13 protein-coding genes are annotated in these 18,727 nt (G+C 31.9%); 3 read left to right on the top strand and 10 right to left on the bottom strand.

Going from position 1 to position 18,727, the window contains the following annotated elements; all coding sequences use genetic code 11:
* Positions 1-93: 93 nt before the first annotated feature.
* Positions 94-705: an ATP-binding protein gene (locus ACE1EF_RS06620; RefSeq protein ID WP_375719845.1), complete on the bottom strand. Its 612-nt coding sequence runs from the start codon at positions 703-705 to the stop codon at positions 94-96.
* Positions 636-1,220: an ATP-binding protein gene (locus ACE1EF_RS06615; protein ID WP_375719844.1), complete on the bottom strand. Its 585-nt coding sequence runs from the start codon at positions 1,218-1,220 to the stop codon at positions 636-638. Before ACE1EF_RS06615 ends, ACE1EF_RS06620 begins: the two co-directional genes overlap by 70 nt.
* A 519-nt stretch (positions 1,221-1,739) precedes the next feature.
* On the opposite strand from ACE1EF_RS06615, the gene ACE1EF_RS06610 reads away from it, so the two are divergent.
* Positions 1,740-1,937 (top strand): hypothetical protein, encoded by a 198-nt coding sequence (locus ACE1EF_RS06610; RefSeq protein ID WP_375719843.1) that lies wholly within the window; start codon positions 1,740-1,742, stop codon positions 1,935-1,937.
* Positions 1,938-2,207: 270 nt separating this feature from the next.
* Here ACE1EF_RS06610 and ACE1EF_RS06605 read toward each other — a convergent pair whose 3' ends face one another.
* Together ACE1EF_RS06605 and ACE1EF_RS06600 are read right to left on the bottom strand one after the other, a co-directional pair.
* Positions 2,208-4,403, bottom strand: coding sequence for a CotH kinase family protein (locus ACE1EF_RS06605; protein ID WP_375719842.1), 2,196 nt, complete (start codon positions 4,401-4,403; stop codon positions 2,208-2,210).
* Positions 4,363-5,061, bottom strand: coding sequence for a DUF2490 domain-containing protein (locus ACE1EF_RS06600; RefSeq protein ID WP_375719841.1), 699 nt, complete (start codon positions 5,059-5,061; stop codon positions 4,363-4,365). Before ACE1EF_RS06600 ends, ACE1EF_RS06605 begins: the two co-directional genes overlap by 41 nt.
* A gap of 306 nt (positions 5,062-5,367) precedes the next feature.
* On the opposite strand from ACE1EF_RS06600, the gene ACE1EF_RS06595 reads away from it, so the two are divergent.
* Positions 5,368-7,836, top strand: coding sequence for a right-handed parallel beta-helix repeat-containing protein (locus ACE1EF_RS06595; protein WP_375719840.1), 2,469 nt, complete (start codon positions 5,368-5,370; stop codon positions 7,834-7,836).
* Between the two features lie 196 nt (positions 7,837-8,032).
* Positions 8,033-12,466 carry a cadherin domain-containing protein gene (locus tag ACE1EF_RS06590; protein WP_375719839.1) on the top strand — a complete coding sequence of 1,478 codons (4,434 nt, stop codon included), beginning with the start codon at positions 8,033-8,035 and terminating at the stop codon, positions 12,464-12,466.
* Positions 12,467-12,785: 319 nt separating this feature from the next.
* Here the strand turns inward: ACE1EF_RS06590 and ACE1EF_RS06585 are convergent, their stop codons facing one another.
* The 6 genes from ACE1EF_RS06585 to ACE1EF_RS06560 all read right to left on the bottom strand — a co-directional run bounded on the left by ACE1EF_RS06585 (position 12,786) and on the right by ACE1EF_RS06560 (position 18,726).
* Positions 12,786-13,910 carry a GDP-L-fucose synthase family protein gene (locus tag ACE1EF_RS06585; RefSeq protein ID WP_375719838.1) on the bottom strand — a complete coding sequence of 375 codons (1,125 nt, stop codon included), beginning with the start codon at positions 13,908-13,910 and terminating at the stop codon, positions 12,786-12,788.
* Positions 13,903-14,682: a hypothetical protein gene (locus ACE1EF_RS06580; RefSeq protein WP_375719837.1), complete on the bottom strand. Its 780-nt coding sequence runs from the start codon at positions 14,680-14,682 to the stop codon at positions 13,903-13,905. Before ACE1EF_RS06580 ends, ACE1EF_RS06585 begins: the two co-directional genes overlap by 8 nt.
* On the bottom strand, positions 14,683-15,447 hold the full coding sequence (locus ACE1EF_RS06575; RefSeq protein WP_375719836.1) for a hypothetical protein: 765 nt from the start codon (positions 15,445-15,447) through the stop codon (positions 14,683-14,685).
* On the bottom strand, positions 15,440-16,126 hold the full coding sequence (locus tag ACE1EF_RS06570) for a hypothetical protein (protein ID WP_375719835.1): 687 nt from the start codon (positions 16,124-16,126) through the stop codon (positions 15,440-15,442). Before ACE1EF_RS06570 ends, ACE1EF_RS06575 begins: the two co-directional genes overlap by 8 nt.
* A 104-nt stretch (positions 16,127-16,230) precedes the next feature.
* On the bottom strand, positions 16,231-17,391 hold the full coding sequence (gene gmd / locus ACE1EF_RS06565) for a GDP-mannose 4,6-dehydratase (RefSeq protein ID WP_375719834.1): 1,161 nt from the start codon (positions 17,389-17,391) through the stop codon (positions 16,231-16,233).
* A 42-nt stretch (positions 17,392-17,433) separates the two neighbouring features.
* A complete protein-coding gene (locus ACE1EF_RS06560; RefSeq protein ID WP_375719833.1) occupies positions 17,434-18,726 on the bottom strand; it encodes an ArnT family glycosyltransferase in 1,293 nt (430 codons plus the stop codon).
* Position 18,727 lies beyond the last annotated feature (1 nt).

Here is an 18,727-nt window from a genome sequence, read left to right as displayed (position 1 = left end):
TTTTATGGAAGTGTGCTATATCATGGTTCTGTCTGATTCTACGTTGCTATTGGTTAGCCTGCTTCATATGAATTATGTAGTAATGCTCAATTATTAATGATGAATCCATCGTTTAAGCCAAACATCATATACACTGTAAAACCTGTTCCCCTCAGAATTATAATCACTATAAATCAGTTCATAATCAGTCAGGCTTTTTAATGATCTTAATATTGTTGCAGAAGAACCAAGATTGTGTTTTCTTATAAAATCAATTGCGGTAGGTTTATAGACAATATCCTCATAAGCGATGGCTTTTAGTAGTTGCCACTGTGCTTTTGTTAGAAGATTTCGTTGTGAATAAAATACGATTTCCTGTTCATTAAGTATGGATAATGCCTGTTGCTTCCATAATTCCAAAGTAACTTCTGTTTGGGTTGCAGCAAATACCTGTTTGCAAAGGCTCTGTACAAAATATGTATGTAAATCGCACCAATCCAATATTTCGTGAATGATATCAGGGCTAATTTTTTTGTTATATGATTTAAATTGGTTTTCAATGAATTCAGAATAGGATGTACGATCAATTTTATTTAATTTGATGATATCCGTGCTTCTGTAGATAGGACGTTGTGGAAGTGAGAACAGATCTATCATTAAATGTTGCTGACTACCTGCAAAGATAAATGACGTTTTTTTAATTTTTGGATGATAGTTCTTAGCCATGCATCTGTATTTTCTTCAGGATAATTAAGAATTTGCTGAAATTCATCGATAGCGATTACATATTTTTGATCTGATGTATCGATAAACTGAAAGATATTTTCGATATTATTTTCAGTTTCCTGTTTTTGAATATTAAATGACGTGTAAGGAGAACCAGTAAGACTGTCGAATCCAATGGTTGGCCTTAGTGAACGGATAAATTTCCAAATTTTATTCCCGGTTGTTAAATTTTTCTCAGATGCATTAATTAAAGCGGATGAAAGTTGATTAAGAAAACCAGTCAGGTTTTCAGTATTTAATATATCAACATAAACGCCTATTACATCATTCGGTAATTGGTTGTTAATGTGATGTATTAGACCGGTTTTACCCATTCTTCTCACTGATAATAAGGTAATAGAACTCCCATTTTTAACTTTTTTGAGTATCAGATCTGATTCGTGCTTTCGGTCGCAGAAATACTTTGGGCCAATATAAGTAGTTGTTGTAAATGGATTCGTTGGTTGATCAGTCATTGTGATATAGTTTTACAACAAACTTATCAAACAAACTTATCAAACAAAATGTAACTTACAAAATGTAACTTACAAAATGTTATTGTCAGATTAATGGATGTTATCGAAAATAATCTAAAAAATGACTCAGAAACAGTATTAGATTTAGAATAAACTTTAGGTAATGTAAATTGAATATCAATAAAATTATGCTGTAAAACATATCATTTAGCAAGAATGGGAATAGATATCAGATATTGAAATTTCGCATAAAACCCAACTAAAGATATGTTCTACAACACTTTTAAGTAATTTAAAGTGTAAAAAGTACGCGATTATATTGAATCTATTGTCTTTTAGTATGAACGAATTGGGTAATACTAAAAAAATATTTTGTTTATATTAAATTTATATTTATCTTTGAATTAACATTTAAAGAACTATAAGTTAGTATTGAGGTTTAAATGTGTTTTTAGCATTAACATTTCATATTTTTTTATTGAGGGAATAACACTTTTGCTAACATTAAAAAAGAGAATCATGATTTACAATCAAAAACAACGGCAGCTTATTATTTGGGATCAGAGGGGAACACGGGAAAAGTTTGTAAGCTATTTTTTGTTGTTTAATCTGGGACTTAGATTAATGGTCAGAGATGCTTTCAGAAGGTTAAAGTATTCAGAAAGTACAGTTCATGAAGATGCCGTTTATCATAATGAACCTGTAGTAAATTCGTAAAGGATTTATTATTAAACAGCAAAAATATAGCAGCATTATGCTGAAAAATCCGCAAAGGTATTGAATACTTTTGCGGATTTTTTTAATCTGTTACATAAACTGTCAACTTTCTAAAAATAAGAGGTTGTAATTCAATTAAAGATTAAATTTAAAGTGTTGGGTAATTTATTTAAAGAGTTTTTATGCAAAATGAGTGTGATTTTTATGGGATTAATATAAAAATGGGGAATCACAAAAATACATGTAGGTAATAAACCATATTTGTGATATCTAGTAGATTATTATTGTTTTGAAAATTTTATCAATTTTATCAACTTCAATAGTTAATACATAAACTCCTTTATTTAGTCTGGTTTCACCTGGAATTATGTGAATTGTGTTTCCCTGCTTAAATACTTGTTTTTCTGTATATACCAATTGACCTTCACTGTTAAACAACTTAAATTTTAAATCACGTTCCGTGTAAACTGAAATATCGACATAAATGACTCCTTTATTAGTCGGGTTTGGATATACAAAAAGTTTATAATCTTTAATATCAAGTGTATCCAAATCTTCTATTTTATTCAATTCACCATCAATCCAATGAATTCTATCTGCGAGCCATGTTTTTAGATACTCTATTTCATCGTTATAGTTTTTACCAATATAATAATTTGGCCAAATATTTCTATTAATAACGTCAAAGTGACTAAAGTTACGTCTGGCGGGTTCTTGCAAAATATTAACCAATGAATCTATGTAATTATAAATATTATTTATTGCAAATTCTGATTTTCTAAGCTCTGACCACCTTCTTTTAAGTAATTTATTGAAGTAAGGATCCTGTCTGAATTTATCCCACCAAAATGGAACCTGATTTATTTCTTTTTTTGAGACTGAGTTATAAATCCAGCCTTCTGCACTTTCTCCTGTATTAAAATTTGCATTACCCAATGAAAAGTTGAAGTCCCATAGTGGACCCATTACAAGTTTTTTGTTTTTATCTTTATACATATATGAACTAAGTCTGTATGCATCAACGTTTTTACAAAGTTCATTTACAATAAAAAAGTCAACAAACGATAGAACATCAATGTATTTTTTATAATCTCCGGATCCGTTTACTGATTTATATAAAGATGATTCAAAATCAGTCACATACTTTTTAATATAGTTTATCTGATTTTTATTTATTGATTTTTTATCCGGTTCAACAAAGTTTATTTTTATTTTATTCGTATCGGCCGGATTTGAAACAAACGGGGAGTTCCAGAAATAGTCACCTCTGTCAATTTTAAGCAAAAAACCACCACTAATATCCTGCGGTAAAACATCATAATTATTTAGTGAGTGTAGATTAAGTCTGTTGTTACTGATTTTAATCTTTTCGGTAAGTAAATAGACTCCCATATAATTCTCATTAATAACCAGTTCGATAAATTTTGTATGTGGATTCCATCTGTCCGTTAAATTTCCAAGGTAGTATGCTAGTGCATTACGAATTAAGGATTTATCAGCATAGGGACCGTGTAGTACCCAGTCATTTTCTTCGGGTAGTCCTAGAAGACTTACGTTTAAGTTATTCCCATGTTCATCTCTTGTTTCAATGGAATAATTCTTTTTATCGTATAGCATTGAGCTCGATCCCCGATATTCAATTCCGATCGACCCTGAATATTCATTTGGTGACGAATCAATATTATTTATCTCATTACTGTAATTAATAACTCTTAAGGTAGCATAAACCTTAGGTTCGTTGGTTATTACATTGTTATGAGTATTAATTAAAAATATTGGTAGATTAGAATAAGTAAAAGGTATTGGTGTTGTAAACCAATCTGCACAACCGGAATAGATGATATTATCACTTATAATTTCTCCATGTAAATATATGATAGAAGTCAGATCACTGGAAGACTGACTGGAGTTTAGAATTTGAACAGCGATTGTATTTTTACCATCATAAAGTACTAAATCATCAAACTTATGTCTTTCTGGGAGGTATCCCATATACATATTTGCTTCGTGATCGTTTTCTAAAGGAGTATTGTAATTTGGGATTGAATCTTTTAAATTAGAAGATCGTGATATTTCTTTACCATTCAGATAAAAAACAAATGCATCATCATAGTCAATATCAAGGAATAACTTTTTAATGTTATTTTTATTTGACACAAAAAAATCTTTACGTAGATAAAGAGAATGGCATTGAGGAATTATTGTTGAATCGTCACCATCACCAAATCCAATACCTCCATACCCCACTTCCCAGGATGTATCATTGTAATCATAATTGTACCAGTCTTTATCGGGTAAGTTGGTTTCTGTTGCAACGTAGTATTTCCATGTGCCATTTGCATCAATAATCATTTCCCAATGGCTCTGGGAAAATGTAGGGATCAGGAAAGCCTGCATAACTATAAAAAATGCTAGTTTAATTATGTTATGTGTCAAATTTAACTTTAAGCTGAATATTGAAGACATGATATATTATTGCATTTTTAATGTTAAAAGGTCTTTCAATAAAGTAACTAAAATCTGCACTTACCGAGTCATTGATTTTGTACTTATCACCTAGTTTAAACCTCCATTTTTCAAATTCATATTCCTTTTGTTTGATCTTCACAAAGTTTTCAAGTGAAATATATCCTTTGTGCGGTGTTTTTTTAAAATTATACTCAGCTTCCATTCGATTCCTATGTGTTAATTCACTGAAAAGACTTCCAGAAAACTTCGTAAACTGATAGTAACCTGTTTGAAACCTGGTGCGGAAACTGAATTCGAATCTTTTTTTTTCTTCCTTAAAAGTAAGGGCCAAAGCGTCACGTTGAAACAGGGTTGATGATCCATTATATGTCCCAAATATTCCATAACTTAAAAATCTATGAGCATATTCTATTTTGAAATACTTATTTAAGTCATCATAAGCTTCTATATCAAATAGAATGTCTTTAACATTCATTTGATTCAGATGAGCTCTGTATTCGAGATTATATGAGATTCCCCAATCCTCCCATATTCTTGTATCTACTTTGAAGGAAGACCAAACTTCAGGCAAATGTTGTATCTGACTGTAAGACGCTTGCGTATTTATTAGACCGATAATTAGTCCTAAAGTAATAATTATAGTTTTTCTTGTCAATTTGCATTTTGTTTTTGTTGATTTAATTAGAACAACAATTCTCCTCTATTGTATTAGTGTCTCTATGCCCTATGTTACCTTAAAAGTAGTATTTACAATTGCAATAAATAATTTAAATAATACGATAGCGTTAATTAAATATCTTTCTAAGATAACATATAACGTTATAACAAAAATAATGGCAAAAAGTTAAATAAAACAAATATCAAGGAACATTGTATAAGCAACATGTTAAAAAATATGTTTTACTTGTAATTAACGAAAACTTAACATATATTTGTTGGTGTTAATGTAAATGCTAGAGGAATGAAAAATATTTGTTATTATATATTGGGAATTTTATTATTTGTACTTTGCGATAATGTACATGGTACAAATTACTATTTGAGTAATATGGGGCATGATACTAATGTGGGTACATCAGTTCAAAAACCATGGAAATCATTGGATAAAATTAATAGTTCAAAGTTTTATCCTGGAGATTCTATCCTTTTTAGGTGTGGTGATGAATTCTCTGGAACAATAATTATTCCCAATAGCGGTACTGAGCAACATCCTATAGTATTTTCATCCTATGGATATGGAGCGAAACCTAAGTTCAATGGATTTGAACGATTAAATTCATGGGAAAGTTTAGGTAATGGTATTTTTAAAGCATATACTAAGGCAAAAAACACTCTTAATGTAGTTTCAATAGATGGTATAAACCAAAGAAAAGGAAGACATCCAAATGATTCGTATTGGATTTTCGAAAGTGCAACAAAGACATCATTAACTGATTCTAAGCTTACGGGTAGCACAGACTGGACTGGAGCTACTGTAGTTTTAAAAACCTCAAGATTTACACTTGAGAATAGAAAAATAAATAGTCATTCGAACAATACAATTAACTTCGATGCAGTTGATTATTCTTTTGCAACTACAAATGGCTATTTTATTACAGACGACTTGCAAACTCTAGACGAAATTGGAGAATGGTATATAAAAAACGGCGAGTTCTATATTTATACAGGTGGATCTGATCCGGATAAATACAACGTTCAGGTCAGTAAAACTGATACATTCGCATTATTAAGGTACAAGAAGTTTGTAGAATTTTTAAATCTGAATATAGTTGGATACAACGAACAGGTATTTACAATAAACAGTTCAAATAATATTAGCATAAAAGATTGTGATGTAAACTTTTCTGGAAATTATGTCGTTTATGGAGGTTCTAACTGGGGGGCATCATCTGATAGGTTGGTTGTGAAAAACTGTACAATTTCTAATACTAATACATGTCCAATAATTCTGTACGATGAATTTAGTAATGCGGTACTTGAGAATAACTATATAAATAACAGTGGTATGATTCCAGGGATGAAAAAGGAAGATGGTAAATATGGTGCTATTGCAACATGGCAAACAGATGGACTTGTAATTAAGGGAAATACAATTATTAATACAGGATTTAATCCGATATCATTTATAGGCGATAATATAAAGATAATAAAAAATTATATCGATACATTTTGCACTGTATTGGATGATGGTGCAGGGATTTATACATATTCTGGATCACAGGCCGATGATAATGATGATTTTCTTATAGATGGAAATATAGTATTAAACGGTATAGGTGCCTCAGATGGTACAAAAGATAGAGAAAGTGCAGCATTTGGAATATATCTGGATGATGCAACGGACTATACTAAGGTATTAAACAATACTGTATACAATTGTTCATATGGTGGATTGTATTTACATAACAATCAGAATATAACAGTTGAGAATAATCTTTTACTAAATAATAAATATCAATTATATATAAACCATGGAAGTAGAGTTCCAACTATGCCGATAAGAAATGTGATTTTTAAGAATAATTGTCTAATATCTTATAATACAATGCAAAGATCGGTTTTTTATGTAACCGTTGAAGATGTTTTTAATAGCATCGGGAGTTTTGATAATAACATTTACTATTCATTAAAGGATAATAATCCCAAATTTACAGTTTCATTAAATGGTTGGGGACATGCAGTTGATTACAACATAAAGGAATGGAGCAATTTAATTAGCGATGAAAAACAGTCAATTGCGAGTTTACCAGTTAAAGAGCCATTAGCGTATTACTTCGTCTATAATACTCAAAATATAAGTGAGAATTTTCCACTACCCTACGTACAAATGATCGATTCAAAAAAAAGAATATTTGATAAGAATATACTCTTAATGCCGTTCTCGTCTGTATTCTTATTTAAGTCAGAATCTGATACTTTAAAACAAGTAATTGATCTAAAAAAGGGCTGGAATATAATTTCATCATATCTGATTCCTGCAAATAGTAATATCTTCGAAGTGTTTTTACCGTTAATTGAGAATGATCTTTTGATTCAGGTTCAGGATCAAAACGGTAATACGCTCGAATTTGTTCCAAATGAGGGATGGAAAAATAACATAGATCCAGGTAAGGGTATTCTTTCAGTGAAAGTAAATGTTAAAGATAACTGTAGTCTTATGTTAACAGGATCACAACCAAATTATCCAATGACAATTAATCTGAATGAAGGTTGGAATATTTTACCATTTCCATATTATTACAGTAAAGATGTCAATGAGATTGTGGGTAAGTATTTGAATAACAATACATTAATTAAGTTTAAGGATCAGTATGGAAGAGCAATTGAAAAAATAAACAATTCAGAATTTAATAATTCGATAAAAACTCTACATCCAGGAGAAGGATATGAAATACGAGTTTCCCAAATTACCACTTTAACCTATTATTGATTTTAACATATTAGCTGTTCATCTTAAAAAGTGTAAAAAATGTATTTTTCCAGGTGAACTATTACGGGTATTTATATAATTAATTGTCACTGTGGTGAAGTTATGAATTTAGCTTTCCCCAATTAATTTGAAGTTAATATCTTCTAAGAGTGTTTTTAGAATTGAAGTTATCATTTTATTTAGACAATTAACATTTATGCACGAGTTTACAGTCAAAACCTCAAAAAAATATTATTTAAAGAGGAGTTTTATAGTTTCAGCTTTCGTTTTTCTATTTTTTAATCTTTATTCAACAACTTATTATGTAAGTGAAAATGGTAATGATGGTGCCAGTGGTTTATCAGAAACAAGTGCCTGGAGGACCATTTCAAAGGTTAATTCTGTTGGTCTAAATCCAGGAGATAAGGTATTGTTTAATCGGGGGGATATTTTTACAGGAAGCCTTAAGCTTAGTGCTTCAGGGACGTCTGGTAGTCGGATTATATATGGAGCATATGGTTCAGGAAAATTGCCTGTACTCTCAGGGTATAAAACATTAACGTCGTGGAGCAATTATTCAACCGGTATTTACAGGACATTCATTGGAAATGTTCCCGGGTTGAAAATTGTAGAGTTTGATGGTAAGATAAAACCCAAAGGAAGGTATCCAAATGACAAATATCTATATTTTGAAAGTCACAATAGTAAAACATCCATAACGGATAATGAGTTGTCAGCAAGTCCAAACTGGACTGGTGCAGAGTTGGTTATCGTCTCTTCAAGGTGGACGATTGATAAATTACCAATTATATCTCATAACGGAACTGATATTTATTATGGAGGTGTTATATCATATGAACCCAGACATGATGATTTTGGATATTTTATACAAAATGATATCAGAACATTAGACCAGTTAGGTGAGTGGTATTACGACGGAAGCTATTTGTATGTTTATTTTGGGAATGAATTCCCATCCAGTCATACTGTTAAAGCCAGTATAATAAATGATATTGTCTATTCTAATTTGAAAAATTATACCACATTTGAAAATATTAAATTTGAAGGTGCAAACCGGTATGGGTTTTATGGATATGTAAGCAATGACATAACTATTCAAAATTGCGAAATTGAAGATACAGAAATTTCTGCAATTCGAGGTCAAAGTTGTAGAAACTTTTCAATTATTAATAATGTTATAAATTACTCCAATAATTTTGCAGTTGATATTGATAAAGGAGAACCTTACGCAACAATTAATAATAATACGATATCAAATACCGGGTTATTTCCTGGGATGGGGGACGTCCAGTCCATTGGCATAAGAGTTTTATGCGACAACAGTAAGGTGCAATTTAACAGAATTGAAAATACCGGTTATTCTCCGATACTTTTTAATGGAAGCAACGTATTAATTGAGAAAAACTATATCAACAATTTTTGCTTCCTGCTTGACGATGGAGGAGGTATTTATACCTATCACGGATTATATACTGATGTGCCAAAAAACAGGTATTCAAACAGAAAAGTAATAAGTAATATTGTATTAAATGGTATTGGAATGGGGCCAAGTGGTGCAAGCAAGAACAATACAGGTACTAATCAGGCCGCTGGGATTTTTTTTGATGGAGGATCTGGTGCTGCGGAGGTTAGAAATAATACGGTTTGGAATTGTGGTTATTCTGGTATTGCATGTCTTAACTCGCACAATATGATTATTTCGGATAATACCTTTTATGATAATTTAGCACAAATTAGATTAAGTCATCGTGCAGTTCAGGACCCAATAAGTGATGTTACATTTACCAATAATATATTATTTGCAAAGGATTTTGATCAGTTAGGATTACATTACTGGGTTCAGGATTTAAAAGGTGAAACGGCTGTAAATGATATCGCAGGTTGGGGTTATTTTAATAATAATTATTATTGTAAACCTGCAGATGAGACGCAGGTATTTTTAAACACAGGTGCTGGTGGAGGAGCTTATAGATCCCTAGCAGAATGGAGTTTATTTACCGGACATGAGAAAAACTCAAAAATTACACCGGTTTCAGTAAAGGATCTTAATCAAGTTGAATTATTATACAACGCATCAAATGAAAATAAGACAATTCCTATTACTTCCGGAGCTGTAGATGTTAAATTGCAAAGGTATAGCCAAAGTGTAACTCTTGCCCCTTTTTCTTCTGTTATTCTTATTCATGATGATATTATATCCTCTGTAACGAATACTGCACCTGCTATTGCAAACCAAACGTTTACAATCGGTAATGTTGAGCCAGGAGGTTTTATAGGTAAAGTACTGGCCACAGATCCAAATTCCCAACAGACCATATCTTATAAAATAGTGGCTGGAAATGATAAAGGGTATTTTTGGATAAGTCCCAGTAATGGAAACCTATATACTACATCCAGTTATGATTCAAATGTCGATTTATCAGGGATGTTAACTGTTGAGGTTACAGACAATGGAAGTCCAGCTTTATCTACAAGAGCCGAGATTAGCATAGTTCACCAATTATCAGCATCAAACCCCGATGCAGGAAATTTAAATCCGGTTGTATTTGATCAAACATTTAGTATTGGTGAAATTAGTGCTGGAGGTTTTATTGGGAAAGTGATTGCTAGTGATCCTAATACAGATCAGAGCATTAATTACAAAATTTATTCAGGAAACGAATCTGGAAATTTCTGGATAAGTTCGTTAAGCGGAAATCTGTATACGACACCAAGTTATAATCCATCGGTTAATCTGTCAGGCTCTTTAGTTGTAACCGTTACGGATAATGGAACCCCCCAATTAAGTTCAAATGCAATTATTACAATTGAACATTTTGCCTTAGACAATCAATCACCTGTTATTGAGCCACAGGTATTTAATATTGGCTATGTTGATCCAGCAGGATTTATCGGTACCGTAAAAGCAGATGATCCGGACGCAGGGCAGTCTCTTTCATATAAAATTTTATCAGGTAATGACGATGGAAATTTTTGGATAAGTCCGGTTAATGGGAATTTATATACAACATCCAGTTACGATCCAAATTCAAATATTAGTGGTCTTCTAAGTGTTCAGGTTACAGATAATGGAACACCTGTGAAAAGTTCGCAAGCAGTAATAACAATTGATCAGTCCAATGTTGGTAATCAATCACCATTAATTGAAGACCAGACTTTCACAATAAGTTATATTGAGCCAGGTAATTATATTGGTACAGTTATTGCTGAAGAACTGGATGCCGGGCAAACGTTAAGTTATAAAATAATATCAGGTAATGACTTAGGCTATTTCTGGATTAGTCCAATTAATGGAAACTTGTATACCACATCAAATTATTCCACATCAGAAAATCTAAGTGGCACTTTAACAATCCGCGTTACAGATAATGGTTCACCCGTGAAGACTGCAGATGCTAATGTTATTATTGATCATACAACCGGAAATTTAGCCCCTGTAATTAGCAATCAAACATTTACATTTGGTTATGTTGAGCCGACAGGTTTTATCGGAACTGTTCAGGCCAGCGATCCCGAAGGACAAGCTTTATCATATAAAATAATATCCGGCAATGCATCTGGTAATTTCTGGATAAGCCCCAAGAACGGGAATTTATATACCACTTCCAATTATAACAGTTCCGTAAATTTAAGTGGATCTTTATTGGTTGAAGTTACTGATAACGGTACTCCGCTAAAAAGTTCAAGTGCTGAAGTTGTTTTGAACCATACTATATCACTAAATGTAGCTCCTGTGATTAACGATCAACTATTTACTGTAGGATATCTGGAGCCGGGTGGATTTATTGGTAAAGTTAAAGCAAGTGATCCCAACGACGGTCAATCGCTTTCTTATGAAATTATTGCTGGAAATGATGACGGTAATTTCTGGATCAGCCCTATAAATGGAAATTTGTATACTACACCAAGTTACAGCTCAATTGTTAATATTAGTGGAGTAATAACAGTTCAGGTTAAAGATAATGGAACTCCGGTTAAGTTATCCAGTGCAAGTATATCAATCGTACACACAATTTCCGGTAATAATGCTCCAGTTATACTGAATCAAACTTTTACAATTGGATATACTGAACCAGGTGGTTTTATTGGAACAGTAAAGGCAACTGATCCTGATTTAGGTCAGAGTTTAACTTATAAAATAGTTTCTGGTAATGAAAGTGGTAATTTCTGGATTAGTCCAATTAATGGAAATCTTTACACCACACCAGGTTATGATCCTAATTCAAATATCAGCTCAAATCTCATCGTTCGGGTAACAGATAATGGTACACCTATCCAGAGTTCAGATGGAACAGTCTCAATCAATCACACAGTAAATAAAACAGTTAAGCTAAATTCAACGGATGAAAGTTCACTCTACAGTGATACATTACTAAATACAAAAATATATCCTAATCCCTTCGTGGGGCATTTTAATGTCAATATAAGAGTGGCATTTGCAGATGTTATAAATGTTTATATTTACGATTTAGGTGGTAATGTTGTTGGAGTTCAATCATTCAGGAATGTTAAAGATCAACTTAATATTGAATTTAGACTGGATTATCTGGATGACGGTATTTACATTGTTAAAGTAATAACAGAGAAAGAGGCAATTACTAAAGAAATTGTTAAGGTAAGTAATTGGTAATATTGGTATTGCATTTTATTTAACATCCAATTTTCAAATTGAAGTTGATATGTTCTTTTAACATTTCATATAATATCAAATAAATAAGGCTGTCCACATGGACAGCCTTATTTATTTTTTACGTCTTGAAATATATAAATCCTAGACGACTTGTGTTCTTTTATAATATTGAGATACTGCAATGAAAATCACAAAAATAAAAATGCAGATATTTTATTAATAGTATACAGTTAATTTAGATTACATTTTTATATTCAGCATTGAATGAGAACTTAATGTTTGTTTAATTTGAAAAGGTTCATGATAAAATCTAACAAAATTAAGGTTTCAAATACGCAGAGTACATTAGACTAATACCTTCATCAAGCTCAATTTTGTGATGCCACCCGAGCTGATGTAATTTTGAAGGATCAGTTAATTTTCGCATTGTTCCATCTGGCTTTGTATTGTCCCATTTAATAATACCATCAAATCCTATTTCTCTTTGAATAGTATCGGCAAGACTTTTAATGGAAATTTCTACTCCCGTTCCAATATTAATATGTGTGTTAACTATTTCGTTTTTATTTGTATATTCAACTGAATTAATTACATCTTTGAAGTCCCGGTTCAACATTAGAAATACACATGCATCTGCCATATCTTCTGACCACAGAAATTCTCTGAAGGGACTGCCTGTACCCCATAGAGTAACTGTAACATTTAGTGTGCCAGGTGAATGCGTTAACACATCAGGATCTATTCTTATGCCATATTTATCCAATACAGTCAGTATGTTTTCCATTGGAGCACTTCCATTTATATTTTCTACAGGTCTTTTGTTAAAGTCATCCCTTATGGCATCCCAATTTTTTTCTTTAAGACATTTTGCCAGGTGAATCTTACGGATCATGGCTGGAAGTACGTGAGAGGTTTCCAGATTAAAATTATCATTTGGGCCATATAGATTAGTAGGCATTACCGAAATAAAATTTGTGCCGTATTGCAGGTTATAGGCTTCACACATCTTCAGACCGGCTATTTTGGCAATCGCATACGGTTCATTAGTATATTCCAGCGTATCTGTCAGCAAAGAGGTTTCAGGCATAGGTTGTGGTGCATTTTTAGGATAAATGCATGTTGACCCAAGAAAAAGTAGTTTTTTTACCCTGTGAATATACGATTGGTGGATAATATTATTTTGAATCTGTAGGTTTTCATAAATGAATTGACCTCGGTAGGTATTGTTTGCAATGATTCCACCAACTTTTGCTGCAGCGAGAATTACATATTCAGGTTTCTCCTTACCAAAAAATTCATTGACCGCATTTTGATCTAACAGATTTAACTCATCTTTTGAACGTAGTACCAGATTTGAATAACCTTTGGATTTTAATTTTTTTGTAATCGCTGATCCAACCAATCCCAAATGTCCGGCAACATATATTTTACTTAGTTTATCCATTTTTGTTTTTTGGGGAAATATAATGTTTAAGTTGTTTTTTTATCTCATTTGATGTAAAATGCCTGAATTTATATCTAAACAGTGCTCTTCTATTTAATCTGTATTCAAAACCATAGTGAATAGCATCTTTACATGGGTTACATATACCACATGGTTTATTTTGATGTGGCGTATGGCAAAACCAGGATTCATTCATAATATTAAGAAATTCATTTTGCATTGCAATTATCTTCATATCAGATTTGGTTTTGTCAAAGATTGGCATTTGAAAATATTTAAATACTTCGAGAAAACATGCATTTGATGAATTAACTGTAGTTGCATATGTATTAAAATTCTGATATATTGTTTCCTTTATGTTTTTTTTAAAGTATTCATATCGCGGATGCCCCACAGATTTCTCCACGCTTAATTCAAGATTGGTAATAGATTGTTCTTTACAATATTGTGCCAGCCATTTATACTGAATGCCATAGTGTACATGCTGTATTAGGGTGTTGAAATGGTGATCGATATCAGCATCTTGTTTGAGTTGATCAGTATTAAAAAATACTGTTGGTAATAGTACAGCTTCTGTTCCAAGTTGTTTTGTTTTTAATAATTCCTTTATTTTCTTTTGAGCCTGTAATTCGTTTCTGAGTGATTTTCTGTTATTATCTATAAGATAATAGGGCTGCACAGATTTCTTAAAAAGAATTAGCAACTCACATAATCTGAATGTTGAATCCCAACCTCCCGTCCAAAGCAGTTTTATTGGTTCAGAAATATTCATCTAAAAATTGGGGCTTATAAATTTTTTTAGTTGTGATTTGGATAAAAATCTGGTGTAATATCTTATTTTGGCTGAGCGGGGAAGTCTGTAGTTAAAGCCGAACCAGATAATATCTTTACAAGGATTACACCTGCCGCAAGGTTTCCCTTTTATTGGATTGTGACAGAACCAGCTTAAATGAAGAATGTCGTTAAATTCATTTGCTTTAGCAATATCTACCATTTCATTTCTGGTTTTAAGCCAGATGGGCCAGTCATAAAACTTAAGTAACTCATAAAAGGGTTCACCCTTATATTTTTGATTTAAAACAAATGATTCATAATCAATTCCGGTCCGTTTTGTTAAGTATTGTTTAAGAAAATCATGTTTTTTGCTACCAATGGTTTTTTCAAATCCCAGTTCTAAATTTGAGATGTTATTTTGATTACAGAAATTCGCCAACCACTCATATTGAGTACCCAAACCTATTTGTTTTTTAACCGTGAGATAATTCTTTTTAATGTAATTATCAAATCTAAGATCAGAGACACAATAATACTCTGGATTATATAATAAAGATTGCGTAAATGGGAATTTTGAGAAAAGTGTATGCTTTATGTGAGATTGGGCTAAAAGTTCCTCTCTTGTTGAATTTCTGTTTTCATCAATGAGATAAATAGGTTGTACTGGTTTCTTCAGCAAAAGAAGAATCTCGCAAAGGCGATATGTTGAATCCCATCCTCCCGTCCAGAGTAGTTTAATAGTTTGATTGATTGAATTACTCATTAACATATTTTTTAATAAAATGTACTAAGGATCTAGGTTTTAGGTTCCTAACATGATACCTTAGCTTAGCCTTTTTATTTAATCGATAATCCATCCCATAGTCTACGACATCTTTACAGGGATTGCATGTACCACAAGGTTTCCCTTTAATAGGTGTATGGCAAAACCATGTTAGATCCATTATTTTTGTAAAACTAAAGTCGTTTGCTATAACTATCATATCCTGTCTTGTTATATTCCAAAGAGGCCAATAGTAATACTTAAATAATTGATTAACTGCTGAATTAACATCATTATCTAAGATTCTGAATGTTTCGGAATTATTTTTTATACATGAAGACATATACGGTCTCAAAAAATTACCCTTTTTACCATTTTCTGCCTTTTCAAAGCTTAGTTCCAAATCGTAAAGTTTATTTTTTTTGCAAAAAGTGGCCAACCATTGATATTGTATTCCGAATCCGACGTTATTATTTAAAATATTGTAATTTTTGTTTATAATAGCATCATCTTTTAAGTCAGAAACGGAATAAAACTTTGTAGGCAATATCAATTCTCGGGTGAATGGAAATTTGAAAAATATCTCCTTTTTAATATCTTTTTGAGCTAAAAGTTCATTACGTAATGACAACCTTTTTTCATCTATGAGATAATATGGCTGAACTTGAAGTTCATTCAAAATTGTTAGTTGACACAACCGAAAGGTTGAATCCCATCCTCCAGTCCATAGTAGATTGATGTTTTTTTTCAGCATAAGTTTTTTTGAACTTATTAATGCTTATTCTATTCAAAATAATTTAAAATATTAAAACCACCTGCCTTTAAATATGCATCTTTTTTAAATAATTTAATATCAGATAGGACCATATCACTTACTAATCCCTGAAGGTCGTATTTTGGTTTCCAGCCTAGTTTTTCCAGAGCTTTGGATGGGTCTCCAATTAATAGATCCACTTCCGTAGGTCTGAAATACTTAGGATCGACTCCAATGATCTGGTCATTCTTAGCCACTCGTTGTTTTATTGATTGAAGAAATTCCTCCCCAACAACATTAACGAATGTGTTTTCATTCACCCCAGTCAAAATACCTTTTTCGTCTTTACCTTCACCATTAAATTCTACTTCTACACCAAGTTCATTAGTAGCCATGGTAATAAATTCCCGGATACTGGTTGTTATTCCGGTCGCGATTACATAATCGTCCGGTTGATCTTGTTGGAGAATTAGGTGCATTGCTACAATGTAATCTTTTGCATGCCCCCAATCTCTTTTAGAACTGAGATTTCCCATAAAAACTTTATCCTGCATTCCCAATGCAATTCGACTAATTGCCCTTGTGATTTTTCGGGTGACAAATGTTTCACCTCGTACTGGAGATTCATGATTGAATAAGATACCATTACTAGCATGTAAATTATATGCTTCACGATAATTAACAGTTATCCAGTAGGCATACATTTTGGCAACGGCATAGGGGGATCTGGGATAAAATGGTGTAGTTTCTTTTTGTGGTACTTCCTGAACTAAACCGTATAATTCAGATGTTGAAGCCTGGTACACCCTTGTTTTTTTTGCTAAACCAAGTAATCGTACGGCTTCCAGAATTCTAAGTGTTCCTAATCCATCTGCATTTCCTGTGTATTCGGGCGTTTCAAAACTTACAGCTACATGACTCATGGCTGCCAGGTTGTAGATTTCGTCTGGTTGAATTTCCTGGATGATTCTCGTAATATTCATGGAATCCGTCAAATCACCATAATGCAAAATGAAATTTCTGTTTGTTTCGTGTGGATCCTGATAAATATGATCTATTCTGTCAGTATTAAATAATGAAGATCGACGTTTCATCCCATGAACAATATAACCTTTTTTTAATAGGTATTCTGCTAAGTATGCACCATCCTGACCCGTAACACCGGTAATAAAAGCAACTTTATTTGACATAGTTGAATAATTTTGGTTTAACTGTTATTATTTAGTGACTTTCTATTGTTCTCCCTTTGAAAACAATAGTTTGAAAGTAATTGTTTTATTTAGCATATAAATTATCCAGTATATAAGAACCGGAACAATAATGGTAAACATTCTTGTTTCAGCGCTTCCCAATAGACTTCCACCAAGGTAAATACATGTAAATAACAGTAAGAATCTGATATCTAATGGAATTTTCTTCCAGTTTAATATTGTTGGCAGAAGTAATATAAGGGAAAAAACTGATATTATTCCATTAAATGGGAGTCTAAATAAAGTTTGAGGCTTTTGAAAAGAATAGGAGTAAGGGAAGTTAAACAGAAGTCTTCCTGCATTACTGAAACAATTTTCTAAGAATTTCTTTGGATGATTCTTTATATTTCGAATTGCAACTTCCTTATAAGCCTCATCCTGTTCTGATCCTTTCAGCTTAAGAAAATATTCGTGATCCTTTTTATGATTATATTTTGTATTAATTTCGAGAATTGGATTTTCTTGTAAGAGCGCTGAATCAATATCTAACTGATGAAAAGGAAACCAATTACCATATTCGTTTTCGTAGGGTGTTGACATCCAATATAGATTATTTCCTCCAACATTACTTAGATAAAAAAACTTACCTGTTAAAGTATATGTATATACCAAGTACGGAGAAAGTGTTAGAAATGACATAGCTAATAGTAGCATAACTCTGATATTAGGTGCACTATTCTTTCTGCTAAGAAGTTGTATAATCCAGATAACAATCAATGTGACAATAACATAACTAAAAATAACTTTAGTTAGAGCAAGAAAGCCAAGTATAAATCCGGAGAACGTCAGTCTTAAATAGGATATCTTTTTTTTATTGAATAGGTTTATATTTAGAAAAATAAACAGAACAACTAAAAATGTTGAGAATGTTTCAGGTAAAATATATTGTATGTTTTCAAAGGAATTAATATAAAATCCCCAGAAGACACATGCAGCCAAAGATAAAATTCTATGTGCTATTTTAGTAAGAACCTTAAATAAGAGAACAAGTGATAGGTATAGAAATACTGCATTCAACAGCTTAATGAACAAATATGGAATATTCAATTTAACAAATGGCACCAAAAGAATTGAATATCCAGGTCCTTTATCCAACCAAATTTCTGGAGGAGGTGGTGAATAGTAACCTTGAATTAAGTTTTGGGCATAATAAATATACCGGTTTTCATCTCCAATAAAAATGTTTTGTTGAACTACTAGGATATAAATAACATATATGATAAGAAATGGGGAGAATAAAATGTATGGATTCTTGGTAAATGTATTTTTTTTCATA

Source organism: Quyinboa sediminis (assembly GCF_042219855.1).
Lineage (GTDB): Bacteria > Bacteroidota > Bacteroidia > Bacteroidales > UBA5342 > JBHJHP01.
The sequence above is the reverse complement of the archived record's forward strand: the minus strand, read 5'-3'. Positions and strand labels throughout refer to the sequence as shown.

Excerpts from the sequence above, each read along its gene's own strand:
- ACE1EF_RS06620 (WP_375719845.1), bottom strand. The coding sequence starts at position 705 with ATGGCTAAGAACTATCATCCAAAAATTAAAAAAACGTCATTTATCTTT.
- ACE1EF_RS06615 (WP_375719844.1), bottom strand. The coding sequence starts at position 1,220 with ATGACTGATCAACCAACGAATCCATTTACAACAACTACTTATATTGGC.
- ACE1EF_RS06610 (WP_375719843.1), top strand. The coding sequence starts at position 1,740 with ATGATTTACAATCAAAAACAACGGCAGCTTATTATTTGGGATCAGAGG.
- ACE1EF_RS06605 (WP_375719842.1), bottom strand. The coding sequence starts at position 4,403 with ATGTCTTCAATATTCAGCTTAAAGTTAAATTTGACACATAACATAATT.
- ACE1EF_RS06595 (WP_375719840.1), top strand. The coding sequence starts at position 5,368 with ATGAAAAATATTTGTTATTATATATTGGGAATTTTATTATTTGTACTT.
- ACE1EF_RS06590 (WP_375719839.1), top strand. The coding sequence starts at position 8,033 with ATGCACGAGTTTACAGTCAAAACCTCAAAAAAATATTATTTAAAGAGG.
- ACE1EF_RS06585 (WP_375719838.1), bottom strand. The coding sequence starts at position 13,910 with ATGGATAAACTAAGTAAAATATATGTTGCCGGACATTTGGGATTGGTT.
- ACE1EF_RS06580 (WP_375719837.1), bottom strand. The coding sequence starts at position 14,682 with ATGAATATTTCTGAACCAATAAAACTGCTTTGGACGGGAGGTTGGGAT.
- ACE1EF_RS06575 (WP_375719836.1), bottom strand. The coding sequence starts at position 15,447 with ATGAGTAATTCAATCAATCAAACTATTAAACTACTCTGGACGGGAGGA.
- gmd (WP_375719834.1), bottom strand. The coding sequence starts at position 17,391 with ATGTCAAATAAAGTTGCTTTTATTACCGGTGTTACGGGTCAGGATGGT.
- ACE1EF_RS06560 (WP_375719833.1), bottom strand. The coding sequence starts at position 18,726 with ATGAAAAAAAATACATTTACCAAGAATCCATACATTTTATTCTCCCCA.